Annotated in this window: 17 protein-coding genes and 1 pseudogene; 8 read left to right on the top strand and 10 right to left on the bottom strand. The window is 32.4% G+C overall.

The window, feature by feature from the left end; all coding sequences use genetic code 11:
- Positions 1 to 127: 127 nt before the first annotated feature.
- The 5 genes from gpmI (at position 128) to BN863_RS02555 (ending at position 4,318) form a co-directional block, all read left to right on the top strand.
- On the top strand, positions 128 to 1,648 hold the full coding sequence (gene gpmI / locus BN863_RS02575) for a 2,3-bisphosphoglycerate-independent phosphoglycerate mutase (RefSeq protein WP_038527139.1): 1,521 nt from the start codon (positions 128 to 130) through the stop codon (positions 1,646 to 1,648).
- 28 nt (positions 1,649 to 1,676) lie between these two features.
- Complete coding sequence (locus BN863_RS02570; RefSeq protein WP_038527136.1) at positions 1,677 to 2,093, top strand: BT0820 family HAD-type phosphatase; 417 nt, start codon at positions 1,677 to 1,679, stop codon at positions 2,091 to 2,093.
- Between the two features lie 260 nt (positions 2,094 to 2,353).
- Complete coding sequence (gene map / locus BN863_RS02565) at positions 2,354 to 3,172, top strand: type I methionyl aminopeptidase (RefSeq protein ID WP_038527133.1); 819 nt, start codon at positions 2,354 to 2,356, stop codon at positions 3,170 to 3,172.
- Positions 3,172 to 3,936 carry a class I SAM-dependent methyltransferase gene (locus tag BN863_RS02560; protein ID WP_038527130.1) on the top strand — a complete coding sequence of 255 codons (765 nt, stop codon included), beginning with the start codon at positions 3,172 to 3,174 and terminating at the stop codon, positions 3,934 to 3,936. The genes map and BN863_RS02560 overlap by 1 nt, the downstream gene beginning before the upstream one ends.
- A 10-nt stretch (positions 3,937 to 3,946) precedes the next feature.
- On the top strand, positions 3,947 to 4,318 hold the full coding sequence (locus tag BN863_RS02555; RefSeq protein ID WP_038527127.1) for a DUF423 domain-containing protein: 372 nt from the start codon (positions 3,947 to 3,949) through the stop codon (positions 4,316 to 4,318).
- 1 nt (position 4,319) lies between these two features.
- Here the strand turns inward: BN863_RS02555 and BN863_RS02550 are convergent, their stop codons facing one another.
- Both BN863_RS02550 and BN863_RS02545 read right to left on the bottom strand, forming a co-directional pair.
- Entirely contained in the window at positions 4,320 to 5,303 is a 984-nt protein-coding gene (locus BN863_RS02550; RefSeq protein ID WP_038527124.1) for an FAD:protein FMN transferase, read from the bottom strand.
- Complete coding sequence (locus tag BN863_RS02545) at positions 5,304 to 5,681, bottom strand: hypothetical protein (RefSeq protein WP_038527121.1); 378 nt, start codon at positions 5,679 to 5,681, stop codon at positions 5,304 to 5,306.
- A 101-nt stretch (positions 5,682 to 5,782) separates the two neighbouring features.
- Between BN863_RS02545 and BN863_RS02540 the strand changes: the two genes are divergently transcribed.
- Positions 5,783 to 6,235, top strand: coding sequence for a hypothetical protein (locus BN863_RS02540; RefSeq protein WP_038527118.1), 453 nt, complete (start codon positions 5,783 to 5,785; stop codon positions 6,233 to 6,235).
- Here the strand turns inward: BN863_RS02540 and BN863_RS02535 are convergent.
- From BN863_RS02535 to BN863_RS02500, 8 genes and pseudogenes are all read right to left on the bottom strand, one after another.
- Positions 6,227 to 7,171 carry a hypothetical protein gene (locus tag BN863_RS02535; protein WP_038527115.1) on the bottom strand — a complete coding sequence of 315 codons (945 nt, stop codon included), beginning with the start codon at positions 7,169 to 7,171 and terminating at the stop codon, positions 6,227 to 6,229. The genes BN863_RS02540 and BN863_RS02535 overlap by 9 nt on opposite strands.
- A gap of 4 nt (positions 7,172 to 7,175) precedes the next feature.
- Positions 7,176 to 8,629, bottom strand: a pseudogene (locus BN863_RS02530) (MBOAT family O-acyltransferase).
- Positions 8,630 to 8,706: 77 nt separating this feature from the next.
- The gene (gene nqrF, locus BN863_RS02525) at positions 8,707 to 10,023 is read right to left on the bottom strand and encodes an NADH:ubiquinone reductase (Na(+)-transporting) subunit F (protein ID WP_038527112.1); all 1,317 of its coding nucleotides are present in this window, start codon (positions 10,021 to 10,023) and stop codon (positions 8,707 to 8,709) included.
- A 6-nt stretch (positions 10,024 to 10,029) separates the two neighbouring features.
- The gene (gene nqrE, locus BN863_RS02520) at positions 10,030 to 10,746 is read right to left on the bottom strand and encodes an NADH:ubiquinone reductase (Na(+)-transporting) subunit E (RefSeq protein ID WP_038527109.1); all 717 of its coding nucleotides are present in this window, start codon (positions 10,744 to 10,746) and stop codon (positions 10,030 to 10,032) included.
- Between the two features lie 40 nt (positions 10,747 to 10,786).
- Positions 10,787 to 11,434, bottom strand: coding sequence for an NADH:ubiquinone reductase (Na(+)-transporting) subunit D (locus BN863_RS02515; RefSeq protein ID WP_038527106.1), 648 nt, complete (start codon positions 11,432 to 11,434; stop codon positions 10,787 to 10,789).
- 3 nt (positions 11,435 to 11,437) lie between these two features.
- Positions 11,438 to 12,190: a Na(+)-translocating NADH-quinone reductase subunit C gene (locus tag BN863_RS02510; protein ID WP_038527104.1), complete on the bottom strand. Its 753-nt coding sequence runs from the start codon at positions 12,188 to 12,190 to the stop codon at positions 11,438 to 11,440.
- Between the two features lie 2 nt (positions 12,191 to 12,192).
- The gene (locus tag BN863_RS02505) at positions 12,193 to 13,392 is read right to left on the bottom strand and encodes an NADH:ubiquinone reductase (Na(+)-transporting) subunit B (protein WP_038527101.1); all 1,200 of its coding nucleotides are present in this window, start codon (positions 13,390 to 13,392) and stop codon (positions 12,193 to 12,195) included.
- Between the two features lie 2 nt (positions 13,393 to 13,394).
- Positions 13,395 to 14,750 (bottom strand): Na(+)-translocating NADH-quinone reductase subunit A, encoded by a 1,356-nt coding sequence (locus BN863_RS02500; protein WP_038527098.1) that lies wholly within the window; start codon positions 14,748 to 14,750, stop codon positions 13,395 to 13,397.
- 194 nt (positions 14,751 to 14,944) lie between these two features.
- Here BN863_RS02500 and BN863_RS02495 point away from each other — a divergent pair, with 194 nt between their 5' ends.
- Both BN863_RS02495 and apaG read left to right on the top strand, forming a co-directional pair.
- Positions 14,945 to 16,201: a type IX secretion system plug protein gene (locus BN863_RS02495; RefSeq protein ID WP_038527095.1), complete on the top strand. Its 1,257-nt coding sequence runs from the start codon at positions 14,945 to 14,947 to the stop codon at positions 16,199 to 16,201.
- A gap of 107 nt (positions 16,202 to 16,308) precedes the next feature.
- A complete protein-coding gene (apaG, locus tag BN863_RS02490; RefSeq protein WP_038527092.1) occupies positions 16,309 to 16,695 on the top strand; it encodes a Co2+/Mg2+ efflux protein ApaG in 387 nt (128 codons plus the stop codon).
- Positions 16,696 to 16,772: the final 77 nt, after the last annotated feature.

The raw sequence follows: 16,772 nt of genomic DNA, 5'->3' as shown, positions 1-16,772 counted from the left end.
AAACAATTGTGAACAACTACTTATCGTTTTTACGCAAACGATACCTTAAAAAAATCGTCAAAAAAGAACCATATATTATATAAAGACATTTGAAACTTTTATCTTTACTTACTAAATAAAATCTATTATGAATAAAAAAGTCATCTTAATGATACTAGACGGTTGGGGGAAATCTCCAGACCCAAAAGTATCGGCTATAGACAATGCCAACACGCCATTCATCGATTCTTTATATACTAAATATCCAAGTGCTCAATTAAGGACAGATGGAGAAAATGTAGGCTTACCAGACGGCCAAATGGGAAACAGTGAAGTTGGACATATGAATTTAGGTGCCGGACGAATTGTTTACCAAGATTTAGTTAAAATTAATTTAGCAGTTAAAGACAAAACTTTAGGTAAAGAAAAAGTGTTAGCAGATGCTTTTCAATACGCTAAAGCCAATAATAAACCTATTCACTTTTTAGGTTTATTAAGTACAGGAGGTGTGCATTCTCACATGTCACATTTATTAGGTTTATTAGATGCTGCAAACGAATTTGGCGTTCAACAATCCTTTATTCACGGGTTTACAGATGGTCGTGATGTCGACCCTAAATCTGGATTAGGTTACGTCACCCAACTAGAAGATTATATTAAAGATACTCCAGCAAAAATAGGTTCTATTACAGGACGTTATTACGCTATGGATAGAGATAAACGTTGGGAGCGCGTAAAATTAGCTTACGACGGAATGGTTAATGGTATAGGTGAACACACCACAGATGTATCTGCTGCGATTTCTAAAAATTATGAAAATGATGTTACAGACGAATTTATAAAACCAATTATAAATTCTGATGAAAATGGAACCCCTGTTGGAAACATAAAAGAAGGTGATGTTGTAATTTTCTTCAATTTCAGAACCGATAGAGGACGTGAACTTACAGAAGTATTATCGCAGTCTGATAATCACGAACAAAACATGCACAAGTTAGATTTGTACTATGTAACATTAACGAACTACGATGAAAACTTTAAGAACATTAATGTTGTTTTCAACAAAGACAATTTAAAAGACACTTTAGGTGAAGTTTTAGCTAGAAATAATAAAAAACAAATTCGTATTGCTGAAACGGAAAAATATCCACACGTAACATTTTTCTTTTCTGGTGGACAAGAAGATCCTTTTGAAGGAGAATCTCGTATTCTAAAAAACTCACCAAAAGTTGCCACTTACGATTTACAACCAGAAATGAGTGCATTCGAATTAAAAGATGCTTTAGTACCAGAATTAAAGAAAGGTGAAGTAGATTTTGTTTGTTTAAACTTCGCAAATGGCGATATGGTTGGACATACAGGTGTTATGGAAGCAGCAATTAAGGCATGTGAAGCAGTAGATGCTTGCGTTAAAGAAGTTGTAACAGCAGCATTAGAAAACGGTTACACGACTTTATTAATTGCTGATCATGGTAACTGTGAGACGATGATAAATCCAGATGGTTCTCCAAATACAGCACATACAACAAATCCTGTCCCTCTAATTCTAATAGATAACGAATTAAAAAACATTAAGGATGGTGTTTTAGGTGATATGGCGCCAACTATTTTAAAATTAATTGGCGTAGAACAACCAGAAGCCATGACAAGGCATTCACTAATTGATTAATTTTAGATAAAAACATTATATTTACTGAATGATTTTACAAGATAAACTTATTCTTGCCATAGATTTTGATGGTACTATCGTTGAAGATGCATATCCTAGAGTGGGTAAACCTAAAACTTTTGCATTCGAAACCCTAAAGCGACTTCAAAAGGACGGACATAGACTTATTTTATGGACGTACAGATGTGGTAAACCTTTAGAGGAAGCGGTTGCTTTTTGCAAAGAAAATGGAATTGAATTTTATGCTATAAACAGTAGTTTTCCTGAAGAAAAATATGATGAATCAAAAAGCAGAAAAATTAATGCCGATATTTTTATTGATGATAGAAATATAGGTGGTTTTTTAGGCTGGGGAGAAATCTATCAATTATTATCTGATCCAGATTTTAATCCAAATTCTGTAGAAAAAAAGAAAGGGTTTTTCTCCTCGATTTTTAAAAAATAATACAGACACAATAATCAAACATAATCGGGATTTATATGTATTATAAATCCCGATTTCTTTTTTTAAAAGATTCTTGTAATTGACTTGAGATAACAGCTCTTATATAAAAATGTTTAAATCACTTGTATTAACTTATATTCTCATTACACACAATCCTAAGCAACACATCGTTGTGTGCAGCTAGAAAACTATAAAAGTCGTATTCCATTACACAAATAAACTAGCAATTTTTAAGTATCTTTGCCGCTTATTTTATTGATATGATTATAGTAAAAACACGAGAAGAAATAGAATTAATGCGCGAAAGTGCTTTAATCGTATCTAAAACTTTAGGAGAGTTAGCCAAAGCTGTAAAACCAGGTGTAACAACTTTAGAATTAGATAAACTTGCAGAAACATTTATTAGAGACCACGGTGCTTACCCTGGATTTTTAGGCATGTACGATTTCCCGAACTCACTTTGTATGAGTCCGAATAACCAAGTTGTTCACGGTATACCAAATAACGAACCTTTAAAAGAAGGTGATATAATTTCTATAGATTGTGGAGCACTTAAAAACGATTTTTATGGTGATCACGCATATACATTTGCAGTAGGAGAAATTGCTCCTGAAACTCAAAAACTACTTGATGTTACTCGTGAATCTATTTACGTTGGCTTACGCGAATTAAAAGTAGGTAATCGTGTTGGAGACGTAGGTTATGCCATTCAAAATTTTTGTGAAGCACATGGTTACGGAGTTGTTAGAGAACTAGTAGGTCATGGCTTAGGTAAAAAAATGCATGAGGATCCAGAAATGCCTAACTACGGTAGACGCGGTCGTGGAAAAAAATTCGTTGAAGGTATGGTTGTTGCCATAGAACCTATGATTAACTTAGGAACACAGCGTATTAAACAGCATAGAGACGGTTGGACAATTACCACATTAGATAATAAACCAAGTGCGCACTTTGAACACGATGTTGCTATTGTAGACGGTAAAGCAGAATTACTTTCTACCTTCGCTTATGTTCACGAAGCGTTAGGTATAAAAACGAATGAGGAAGATGAGTTTAGACAAACGCCGTTTGTATTTTAATGAAAAAAGCTTTTAAGTTCGTTTTAAACACGATTCCTAGACCTTTACTTATTCGGTTAAGCTACTTGGCTCGTCCAATTATAGAAGCTGCTTTAAAAGGCACTACATATACCGATCCCATAGATGGAAAAAGTTTTAAATCGTTTTTACCTTACGGATATGGTACACAACGTAACAATGTGTTATCACCTTCTACCCTATCTCTAGAACGCCACCGACTTTTATGGTTATTTCTTAAGAATGAAACGGACTTTTTTATAGCATCAAAAAAAGTGCTACATTTTGCTCCAGAACAGGCGTTTTATAAGCGATTTAGAGCACTTAAAAATATTGAATATACTACAACAGATTTGCTATCACCCTTAGCAGATGTTAAAGCAGACATCTGCAATTTACCATTTGACGATGAAAGTTTCGATGTTATATTATGTAATCATGTTTTAGAGCATATTCCTGACGACACAAAAGCTATGCAAGAGTTGTATCGGATTTTAAAACCTGGTGGCATGGGAATTTTACAAATTCCACAAGACCTCTCTAGAGCACATACTTTTGAAGATGATTCAATAACTGATAAAAAAGAACGTGCTAAAATTTTCGGACAATATGATCACGTCCGTGTTTATGGTCGCGATTATTTTAATAAGCTTCGAACAATTGGATTTAAAGTTGAAGAAGTAGATTATACTAAAACACTAACAGATTCAGAAATTACGACGTTCTGTTTAGCTAAAGGTGAAATAATCCCTGTCGTTTACAAATAAAATTATACACATGACTCCACAAATTAGTATTGCAACCGGTGCATTATTTGGTATGCTAGCAGTTATTTTTGGTGCCTTTGGTGCACATTTCTTAAAAAAAACGCTAAACACAAATCAGTTGCAAAGTTTCGAAACTGGTGTCAAATATCAGATGTATCACGCCATTGTATTACTTGTAATAGGATTAAGTAACAATGCTATGATTCCTACCACAGTATATTGGTGTTTCACCTTAGGTATAATTTTATTTTCATTTAGTATCTATGGCTTAGTGTTTTCAGATTCTAAAGGAAAAAAACTAAAATTTCTTGGCCCAATCACGCCTGTAGGCGGTTTACTTTTAGTTGTTGGTTGGGGATTATTGTTAGTCTATGCTATATAATTTATTCAGGAAATCCGTTTAACGCTAAAGTTTCTAATTCCTGTTTGTCGTTTTCAAAAATAAGAAACACACTTAACTCTGGATGTGTAGATAAAAAAGATTTTACATGTTCTATGCCCATAGTTTTAAAAGCTGTGGCGTATGCATCTGCAGTCATACAGTTACTTGCAATAACAGAAATACTCAACAAATTTGTTTTACTTGGAAACCCCGTGTGCGCATCAATAATATGAGAATATTTGTTGCCTTCGTTATCCACTTTAAATTTTCTATACGTTCCAGAAGTGGCCATAGATTGACCTTTTAATTCAATCGCTTTTAATAAAGATTGTGTACCATCAAAATGAGGCATTTCTACGCCAACTTTCCATGGACTATTTTTTTCCATATTCATCCCAACTGCACGAATTTCACCACCAATTTCTACTAGGTAATTTGAAATATTTTTAGATTCTAAAAAACGTCCAATAACATCTACACAATACCCTTTTGCAATGGCATTAAAATCTATAAAAGTATTAGGATTATCTTTTATAATGTCGTGATGTTTTCTATGTACTTTATCTAAACCAACACTAAGTAATAAACTATCTATTTTAAGGCTATCTAAACCAATAATTTCTTTTGCTGGACCAAAGTTCCATGCGTTAACTAAAACACCAATAGTAGGGTCGAAAGCGCCATCTGTTTCCTTATAAATCTCTTTTGAGGCATCAAAAACATAGGCAAAATGATCATCTATAAATGTCAGCTCATTTCTATTCAATTTTGAAATATCAGAATCTTCTATATAAGTTGACATAGATTGATTAAGCACATTAAACAAACTATCAAATTGTGCTTTATAGTTAATATTTTCCTTAGAGAAATATTGAACAGAATAAGAAGTACCAAATACAGCTCCGGAGACTCTAACGTGCTCTTTAGTCTGATGACATGATGTTAAAAATAAAATAAGTAGGATATAAAGGGGCAATTGTTTCATTTAGTTTAAATGCGTTTCTATGATTTGGATTCCGTTATATTCGATTAAATAGTCTTCATTAAGCATAATGGGCAATTCTTCTCCGTTAGGGTTACCTAAACCAACGCCTGCATATAACACTTTAGCATTTTTAGACTTTGCATGGTTCTTAAAGGTTTCCATCCATACAATATCGTAATTATTTGGATTTTCTGGAAGCAAAACAGCTTTTACTAATACAAAAAAATATTGCGCATTTTTATCTATACAGACAAATTGGGGATGTCTTCCAAGCTGACTGTTAATAGCAATAAATTCGAATCCACGTTGTTCTAATTCTTTACCTACGTGATTCATTGCTAAATTGTGTAACTCTTGTTTTGTAAGTGCTTTACTCATATCGCAAAATTACGATTAATATCTGTTTCGTGCTATAAATTCAAATTACAAATTATAAATTCTGAACATTTTTTGTAATTTAATGCAATAAAATAGAGATTATGGAGGTATCTAAACGTTTCGAACAAGCTATTAACAAATTATATAATGCATTTCATAACGACACATTACATCCTGAATGTTGTAAACAATGTGCAGTAGGAAATATATTGGACGGCAAGGATTCATGGAAACACTTGTCTGATAATCATGGTGCGACTACCTTAAACTACTTAGGACAAGTACATCAAAATTTAGGTAGAACTTTTAATGGATATTCACCCATAGAACTTCTACATATTGAAGCTACATTTTTAAAGGGTTGCGGCTATATCATACCGCTACATCATAAAAATAAACGACCAAAACATGTCACAGATAAGGATGTATTATTTCTTGGCCTCACAGCTGTTGTAAGCTATTTGTGTGAATTAGATAAGAGACATGATGTTATGGATTGCACAACATTATTTAATTACTGTAATGTTATAAAACAGGTTTCACTTTTATCTTAATAAAGAGTCAAGTTGTTTGTTTTGAATAAAATATTCATTCATTTGTACAACTCCGTTCCTATTTAGATGATAACCATCTTCAAAATTATTAGTGTTGGTTATGATATAATCAACGTTGGTATTAATGATAGGAATGTTCAATTCCTTACACATAACTTGACATTGATTAAATCCAACCTCGGAATAGATTTCATTTATAACAGGAGTTTGAATTGCTATAATATCGATATCAAGCTCCTTACAATATTTACTAAACTCTTCTAATGCCAATTTTGTATTTTTAGAATCATGAATTTCTTCATAACCTTTTTTAAGTCTTAGGATTTCTGTCTCAGAAGAATTAAAAACACCAGTTCTTTTATAATACCCATTTTTTTCAAAATTAGATTCATTTAAAAATAAGTAACTTTTAATTTGATTATACTTAAATAAGGAAAATAAAGGCACATATTTTTCAAAATTATTGTAATTATAAAACTCAATAGTTTTCCAATTAGTATTAAAGGGAATAAAAGAATATTTTGAAAAATTATTCTTATTTATAATAGCTTTACCATCTTTCTCTTTATCTAAATCTATTGGATTACCATTAGTATGTGGGTCTAAATTAATTATAATGAATTTAGGAGCGTGATTGAATGACAAATAATCTTTTAATCTACTTAAATACAGAGTTAGTTCGTTTCGAGATTGCATTCCAAGATTCAGACCTTTTAAGTTATATTCTTTTGCAAAAAATTTGGGGTCAAAATGGGATCTTGCTCTTGAACTTCCAAGAAAAACGATATCAGCATTGAAACCTTTATATAATTCTAAGTTATCATTTCCAGAAACATTAACACCTGATATTCTATATGATATTAATGCCTGAATAGAAATAGTAAATAATACTAGAACGACTAAATAAACAAATACTTTTTTTAGAAATAATCCCATTTTTTTAAAATTGAAAATAAATAAATTGACCAGCTTCTACCGTAACAGAGAAATAGAAAATAATTAAAATTAATGTTGTAAATCCTGCCCAACGTAGAGATCTGTTTTCGACCGATCTAACACATTGTAAACCATATTCATATTCCCTACCAATCCATTCCACAACAAAAAACACAACTACCATAACCATAACATTATATTTAAGTCCTAAACCTGAATAATACGGGAACTCAAACAATGATTTATCAAAAACAGAGACTAAAATATCCCATGCATCTTGTATGTTATCTGCTCTAAAAAATATTCTAGCAAGTCCAGTTAAAGCAAAGGTTAATACCATTAGCGAAGCATCCTTAAGGGATGGTAGATATTTATCTTTAGCAACGATATCAAGATTAGATCTATTAATATTAAATATCATTAATGGTAAATAATAAATAGCGTTTAAAGCCCCCCAGACAATAAACGTCCAATTAGCTCCATGCCAAAAGCCACTCACTATATATATGATAAATACGTTTCGAATACGCTTCCCTAAACTTACACGAGATCCTCCTAATGGAATATATAAATAATCCCGGAACCAAGTAGATAATGATATATGCCATCTACGATAAAACTCAGCAATGTCTCTTGCAAAATATGGAAATGCAAAATTCTTTTTTAAATCAAAACCAAATAATCTAGAAACCCCTATGGCTATATCAGAATATCCAGAAAAATCCCCATATAATTGAAAATTAAAAAAGATAACACCTAAAACAATAGTGCTACCTGAATATTGATCATGATTATTAAAAATCTCATTTACAATTGAAGCAGAACCATCTGCTATAACAACCTTTTTAAATAAACCCCAAAGAATTTGTTGTACTCCATCTACAGCCAAAGCATAGTTGAATTGTCTTTTTTTATAAAATTGAGGCAATAAATGAGAAGCTCGTTCTATTGGTCCAGCAACTAGTTGAGGAAAAAAACTAACAAAAGCTGAAAAAACAATAAAATCTTTCGTAGGTTCTAAATTTTTACGATACACATCTATAGTATAACTAAGAGTTTGGAATGTGTAAAAACTTATACCTACAGGTAAAATAATGTGTAATAAACCTACATTTATCTTTTGACCAAACAGAGAGAAAGCATCAATAAAATTTTCTAAGAAGAAATTATAGTATTTGAAAAATCCTAAAAATCCTAAATTAACACCTATACTTGTCCAAAGTAAAAGTTTTCTTTTAAACTTATTTTCTTCTTTTGATAACAAGACACCGATAGTATAATCGACTACCGTACTAAATAATATTAATGCTAAAAATCTGTAATCCCAACATCCATAAAAAAGTAACTAGAGAAGAGTATTAATAAATTTTGTAATCTTAAACTTCTATTAGTAACAAACCAATAAAATATAAAAACAACAGGCAGGAAAATTGCGAAATCTACTGAATTAAAAAGCATTTTAAATTTGGGAAATAAATTATGTAAATTAAAAAACCGACTCTTTCGAGTCGGTTGTATATTTATAATGAGATTGATTAACCTCCAAAGTCATCAAATCTAATATTCTCGTCATCAAGACCAAAATCTTCACCCATTTTCTGAACGGCTTTGTTCATTAATGGAGGACCACAGAAATATAATTCTAAGTCTTCTGGAGCTTCATGTTTAGATAAATACTGATCAATTACCACTTGGTGAATAAATCCAGTAAATCCATCTCCGTTTGGATCATCGATATCTGATTTCACTTTCCAGTTATCAGCCTCTGTAGGATCAGATAAAGCGATAAAGAACTTGAAGTTCGGGAAATCTTGTTCTAAGGCTCTAAAGTAATGGATGTAGAATAATTCTGCTTTAGAACGTCCACCGTACCAATATGTTACTTTTCTTCCTGTTTTTAAAGTTCTGAATAAGTGATAAATATGAGAACGCATTGGTGCCATACCTGCTCCTCCACCTACGTATAGCATTTCTGCTTCAGATTCGTTGATAAAGAATTCACCGTAAGGTCCAGATATTGTTACTTTATCTCCTATTTTCTGATTGAAAATATAAGAAGATGCTACACCTGGATTAACATCCATCCAACCATTTTTAGCACGGTCGAAAGGTGGTGTTGCTACACGCACGTTAAGCATAATTTTACGTCCTTCTGCAGGATAAGAAGCCATAGAGTAAGCTCTTTCTACAAGTTCGGTGTTTTTCATAACCAAAGGTCTTAAACCAAACTTATCCCAATCTGCCTCGAACTTATCTGGCTCACCTGGGTGATCTTGAGGGTGAGCAGAAATATCCATATCTGAATATTTAATTTCGCACTCAGGAATTTCAATTTGAATATATCCTCCAGCTTTGTAATCCATATCCTCTGGAATTTCAACTACAAATTCTTTAATAAATGTGGCAACGTTATAGTTAGACACTACAGTTGCTTCCCATTTTTTAATTCCGAAAACTTCTTCAGGAATTGTAATTTCCATGTCTTGTTTCACTTTAACTTGACAAGATAAACGAGCACCATGTGCAAGTTCTTTTCTTGTAAAGTGAGGTGTTTCTGTAGGTAAAGCTTCACCTCCACCAGAAAGCACGTGACACTCACATTGAATACAAGTTCCTCCGCCACCACAAGCCGATGGTAAGAATATTTTTTGAGCACCTAACGTAGATAATAAACTACCTCCAGATCCTACTTCTATTTCACGTTCACCATTAATTTTGATCTTTACTGGACCAGATGGCGATAATTTTTGTTTCACGAACAATAATAAACTTACTAAAACTAAAGTAATAATTAAAAAAGCTACTACCGTTGCAATTATTGTTCCTGTTGTACTTGCTGCTAAAATCGTCATAATCTCTTAGTTGATTTCTTTTGTATTATTGGCTAACTCTTTTACGTTGTCTGCTTCAGGAGTTTCAACTTTTACGGTTTGCTCTTCTTTAGCTCCTTCTTCATCACCACCAGTTAACATACCACCAAAACTCATAAATCCGATAGCCATTAAACCTGTAATAATAAACGTAATTCCTAATCCTCTTAATGCAGGTGGTACATTAGAATATCTAATTTTTTCACGAATAGCTGCAATAGCTAAAATCGCTAAAAACCATCCAATTCCTGAACCTACACCATAAGTTGTTGCTAATCCTAAAGTAGGAATTTCACGAGATTGCATAAATAAAGAACCTCCTAATATAGCACAGTTTACTGCGATAAGTGGTAAGAAAATACCTAAAGAGTTATATAATGATGGTGAAAACTTCTCTACTATTATTTCTACTAATTGAACCATTGTTGCAATGGTAGCAATGAATAAAATAAACGATAAGAAACTTAAATCGTAATCTGCATATTCTGCACCTAACCATTTTAAGGCTCCAGGCTGAAGAATATACTGATCTAATAACCAGTTTAAAGGTACAGTAATAGCAAGTACAAATATAACCGCGGCACCTAAACCTACAGCTGTACTTACTTTTTTAGATACAGCCAAGTAAGAACACATTCCTAAGAATGTTGCAAATACCATGTTATCTATAAATATTGATTTGAAAAATAATTCTATATGTTCCATATTCTTATAAGATTTCAGTTAAGTAAAAACCCAATACTGATTAATGATCTTCTACTAATGCTTTATTTCTACTACGTTGTACCCATATGATAATTCCAACAACAATTAAGGCCATTGGCGATAACAACATAAATCCGTTGTTTTCGTATCCTATAGCATATAATCCAGTCTTTTCGATTGGATCTCCTAAAACTTTAAATCCTAATAACGTACCAGAACCTAATAATTCTCTAAAGAATCCAACAATAATAAGAATTAAACCATATCCAGCAGCATTACCAATACCATCTAAGAACGATCTCCAAGGTCCGTTAGCTAAAGCGAAAGCTTCAAAACGTCCCATAATAATACAGTTGGTAATAATTAAACCTACGAATACAGAAAGTGTTTTACTTAACTCGTAAGAGAAGGCTTTTAATACTTGATCTACTATAATTACTAAAGCAGCTACAACTACTAACTGCACAATAATTCTAATTTTAGAAGGAATTATATTTCTCATTAAAGAAATAACAACGTTCCCTATTCCTAGCACTGCCATTACCGATACAGCCATTACAATAGACGCTTTTAATTGCGCTGTAATTGCTAATGCAGAACATATCCCTAATACCTGAATAGTAATTGGGTTATTATCCGCTAACGGATCGGTGATTAATTTTGTGTCTTTTTTTGATAAAAGTGCCATAAATTAATTATTTTTTAAGTTATCGAAATAAGGCTTGTAAAGTTTTAAATCACTTTTAATCATTGCAGTAACACCATCACCTGTAATAGTAGCACCTGCAATGGCATCAACCTCATTATCTGTTTTATCTTCGTTTTTTGGATCTGCGTTACTTTTAGAGACTGTAATACCTTTAAAGTTACCAGCATCATCTAATAAATGCTCTCCTATAAAGTCGTCCATAAAGAAACGCTCTTTAATGTTAGCACCTAAACCAGGAGTTTCCCCTTTATGATCAAAATAAGCACCTTGAACAACCATATCTTTATCTACTGATACGTATCCCCAAATGGCATCCCATAACCCTTTACCATAAATTGGAATCACATAAAATGTTTCACCATCTTTTTCTCCAATAAATAAAGGTAAACGTCTTTGAGAAGCATCGCCTTTAGACGCTGCTTTTTCCTTTTTAATATCCATTAAATAGGCTTCAGAATCTTCTAAAGTTTGTCCGCCTTGAATAACAATTTGTTTTGTGATGTATTTTTCAAATAAGTCTGGAGCATCTGTTGTAGAAACAAAAACTGCACTTCCTTCTGTATTATCATTTACACCCATAGCATACAAAATATTTTGCTGCTTTTCGATACGCTGATTTTCAGTAATTCTTGGCTTTAATGATGAAGCCGTAAAGGCTAATAAAGCACCTACTACAAAAACCATTACTATAGCAAATATTATAGTATATGAATTTTTATCTGTTCTATTTTCCATTGTTAAGCCGTTTTTACTTTTAAACGTTTCATTCTTTTCTTTACATTCCCTTGAATGATATAGTGATCGATAGTTGGAGCAAATACATTCATTAATAAGATTGCAAGCATTACACCTTCTGGATATGCAGGGTTAAAGACTCTAATCATAATTGATAAGAACCCGATTAAGAACCCGTAAATCCATTTTCCTTTATTAGTCTGAGATGCTGTTACCGGATCTGTTGCCATAAAAACAACTCCAAAAGCAAATCCACCAATAATTAAGTGATGCCAGAATTCTGTACTCATTAATGTATAAAACTTACTAGTTTCTGTAATCCATCCTGATGATACAACACCATTAAAAATTAACCCCATAACTAGTGCTCCTATTACAGCAGATAACATAATTCTCCAGCTTCCAATCTTTGTAAAGATTAAGAACAATCCTCCTAAAAGGATTAAGAATGTTGATGTTTCTCCTACTGAACCCGGAATAAATCCGAAAAACATATCTGCAATAGAATGATGTATTTCATGGCCTTGAGCTAAGCTACCTAGAATAGTCTCTCCAGAAATGGCATCGACATTTGCACCAGCAGCAATTTCATTTGTACGTTCTACAGCACCGTGAACCCATACTTTATCTCCAGACATCCAAGTAGGATATGCGAAGAATAAAAATGCACGTATAGTTAATGCAGGATTAAGAATATTCATTCCTGTTCCTCCAAAGACTTCTTTACCTATAACAACTCCAAAGACTACTGCTACAGCTAACATCCATAATGGAATATCTATTGGCACAATTAAAGGCACTAACATACCTGTAACTAGATACCCTTCTTCTACTTCGTGATTATTGATGGTAGCGAAAATAAATTCTATACCTAAACCAACTCCGTAAGACACCACGATTAATGGTAAAATTTTAATTAAACCAATGTAGAATGCATCCCAAGATAAAAACTCTACAGGAGCGCCCGAAGCTAAGAAATGCTGATAACCAGCGTTAAACATACCAAAGATTAAACATGGCACCATAGCCATAATAACCGTGTTCATAGTACGCTTTAAATCGTCGGCTGCTTTAATATGAGTACCATTATGGGTCGTCTCATTTGGCAAGTATAAAAACGTATGCAAAGCATTAAACGCCGGTGCCATCTTGGTACCTTTATACTTCTCTTTTAAATTATGTAAATTACTTTTTAAACTCATGATTACCCTATTTCTTTAATCATTACATCTAAACCTTTTCTAATAATGTCTTGATGTGGTTGTTTAGATACACAAACGAATTCTGTTAACGCAAAATCTTCAGGAGCAACTTCGTACATACCAAGTGCTTCCATTTCATCTAAATCTGTATACATACAAGATTTAAGTATTTGCAAAGGAAAAATATCTAAAGGAAATACCTTTTCGTAATTACCTGTTAATACAAAAGCACGATGTTCTCCGTTTGTATTTGTATTTAAATCGAATTTTTTATTTGGGCTTAACCAAGAAAATGTCATCGCTCTCGATGTAGATACTTTGTTAAACACCGGTTTGTTCCATCCAAAAAACTCGTAATCGTCTCCTTCTGGAATTACAGAAATCATATTACTATAATAACCTAAATTTCCATCTGGTTTTACTTGTTTTCCTGATAATACATTACCTGAAATAATACGATTATTTCCGTTTTGATCTATTCCGTTAGAATAAACAATAGTAGAAATTTCGCTTGCAATTTTAGTTTTAAAATATCTTGGTTTTTTTACCGAAGACCCCACTAAAGCAACAATACGCTCTGCATTAAACTTACCTGTAAGTAATAACTCTCCAATAATAACAAGATCTTGTGGATTAATTGTCCAAACTACTTCGCCTTTATTTACTGGGTCAATTTTATTAATCTGAGTTCCTACATTTCCTATTGGATGTGGACCAGATAATTTATGAAGAGAAACTCCAGATAAACCTGCTAATGATGAATTTGATCCATTTTTAACCGACACATGTACTTGTCCTGAAGTTAATTTCCCTAAAGCAGTAACTGCAGCTTGTAATTCAGCTTCTTTACCTTGTAAAACAAAGTCTAAATCTGCTGCTAACGGTGCACTATCGTAACCCGAAATAAAAATAGCTTTAGGCTGTTTCGTTGGGTTTGCAATTATGTCGTATGGGCGTTGTTTTATAAACGTCCAACACCCTGTAGATTGTAAGTAAGTACTTAAATCTTCAGCAGTTGCAGAATTTAGGTTGATTTTTTCGTTTTCCTGGTAAACTTGTTCTTTATCTGCTTGGATTTTAATCGCTAATATTTTACGTTTTTCACCACGTAAAATGTCAACAATCTCTCCCGAAACAGGTGAAACAAACTGAATAGTTTCATTAGATTTATCGTAAAAAACAGGGCCACCCGCTTTTACTTTATCCCCAACTCTAGCAACTAATTTTGGAATAACTCCATGGAAGTCTTCAGGTCTTAAGGTATAAGAATTGCTTATTACAGCACTTTCTAAGGCTTTTTCGGCCTCTCCTTTAAGCTTAATGTCTAGACCTTTTGTAATCTTAATGTCGTTTGACATATTTATAAATCTATTTATTAATAATAGTTATACTGATTTCAATACAAACTGATTGAAAAATCCGAGCAAATTTAAGAATAAAAAGATAAAATTATATTAAATACTATTTATCTTATTTATTTATAATTATTCTAAATAAATAATTCTTGCTGACTTTTGTTTTTACGTATATTTAGCACTTTAAAAAGCATGATATGACCTTTAAACTTCATTTATTTCTTCCTCTATTTTTATGTTATTGTCTTGGATATGCTCAAATTCAACACGAAACCTCTCCTCCAGATTATATAAAAACAATAACGTTTAAAGGCGACACAAACCTAAGTGTTTTACCTATTATAAATTTAGGAGATGTTTTACAACTCGAATTCGATGTATTGAATGGTTATGAAGACGATTACTATTACTCTATAGAACATTTTAATTACGACTGGACACCATCTACCAATTTAATGAGGTCAGAATATATAGATGGTTTCGACAAACAGCGTATCGTAGATTACGACAATTCTTTTAATACTTATCAAATTTATTCGCATTACGTACTTTCAATTCCCAACAATCAAGTACGTGGCTTAAAATTATCAGGAAACTACATGATTAAGGTCTATAATGAAGACGACACCCTCATGTTTTCTAGAAAATTTATGGTAAACGAAGGCGGTGCAAATGTTGGTGTAACCATTAAACTTTCTCGAGATGTTAAATACTTCAATGAAAAACACACTGTAGATTTAACGATTAACTCAGGAACTATTGTATTTAATAATCCGCTACAAACTATTAAAACCACAATTATTCAAAACAACAATTTAAATACGGCTATAGACAACATTAAACCAATGTATGTAATGGGCAACGAATTAATTTATAAATATAACACCGAAACAACCTTTTGGGCGGGTAACGAATTTTTATATTTCGATAACAAAGAAATTCGAGGTGCAAATAGCGGTATTGATTTTGTAGACTTACAAGACCTTTACAACACTTACCTATATACTAATGTTGTTAGGCGAGACCTTCCTTATACTTATAACCCAGATATTAACGGAAATTTTTTGATTAACAATCTAGATTCCACCAACCCCAATATTGAAGCAGATTATGCGTGGATTCATTTCTCTTTGCAAGCAAACGAATTGACTCCAAACAAAAACGTTCACGTTTACGGAAACTTTAATAATTACACCTTAAACAACACTACAAAAATGACCTACAACCCATCGAAGGGTATCTACGAAAATAAGATGTTGTTAAAACAAGGGTTTTATAACTACAAATTTGTAACACAAGACGAAGCTGGACAAGTTAATGAAGGTGAAATAAGTGGTAACTTTTATCAAACTGAAAACAATTATAAGGTGATTGTATATTACAGAGATCTTGGAGGCCGATATGATAAAATCATCGGGATTGGAGAAGCTAGCTCTACAAACCTTTCCAATTAATTATTAATATTTTATTAAAATTACAGCCCAAAACTCAGCGAATTAGAGTTACATAAATTAAATTTGTATTTTTACAAGAGCAAACATACTCTTTATCAAACAGATATATGGTTCAACAAATTACAAAAGGCATAAAAATTTCGGTGGAAACATCTTTTGAAGGCACATTTTATAAAAACTATAAAATGCAATACGCTTTTCATTATATGATAACTATTGAAAACCAAAGCAAGGAAACCGTGCAGCTTGTTGCTAGACATTGGATTATTCGCGATGCATTAAGTACTGTTGAAACTGTTTCTGGCGAAGGTGTCGTTGGTTTTAAACCCATCTTAAAACCAGGAGAAACGCATGCCTACACATCTGGCTGTATGTTAACCGCTCCTTTTGGCTCGATGCAAGGCCATTACAATATGATTAATTTGAATAATAGCAAGAAATTCAAGGTTATAATCCCTACATTCCATCTAAACGCAGATTTCGCCATTAACTAACTACTAGATATTCGCATTCTTGTTAAGTTTATCAAATCTTCAAAACTTCAGTTTTAAAATTGAAGAATGATAAATAT

It is taken from the genome of Formosa agariphila KMM 3901 (assembly GCF_000723205.1).
In the GTDB taxonomy this organism is placed as follows: domain Bacteria; phylum Bacteroidota; class Bacteroidia; order Flavobacteriales; family Flavobacteriaceae; genus Formosa; species Formosa agariphila.
This window is presented reverse-complemented; position numbering and strand designations above follow the sequence as displayed.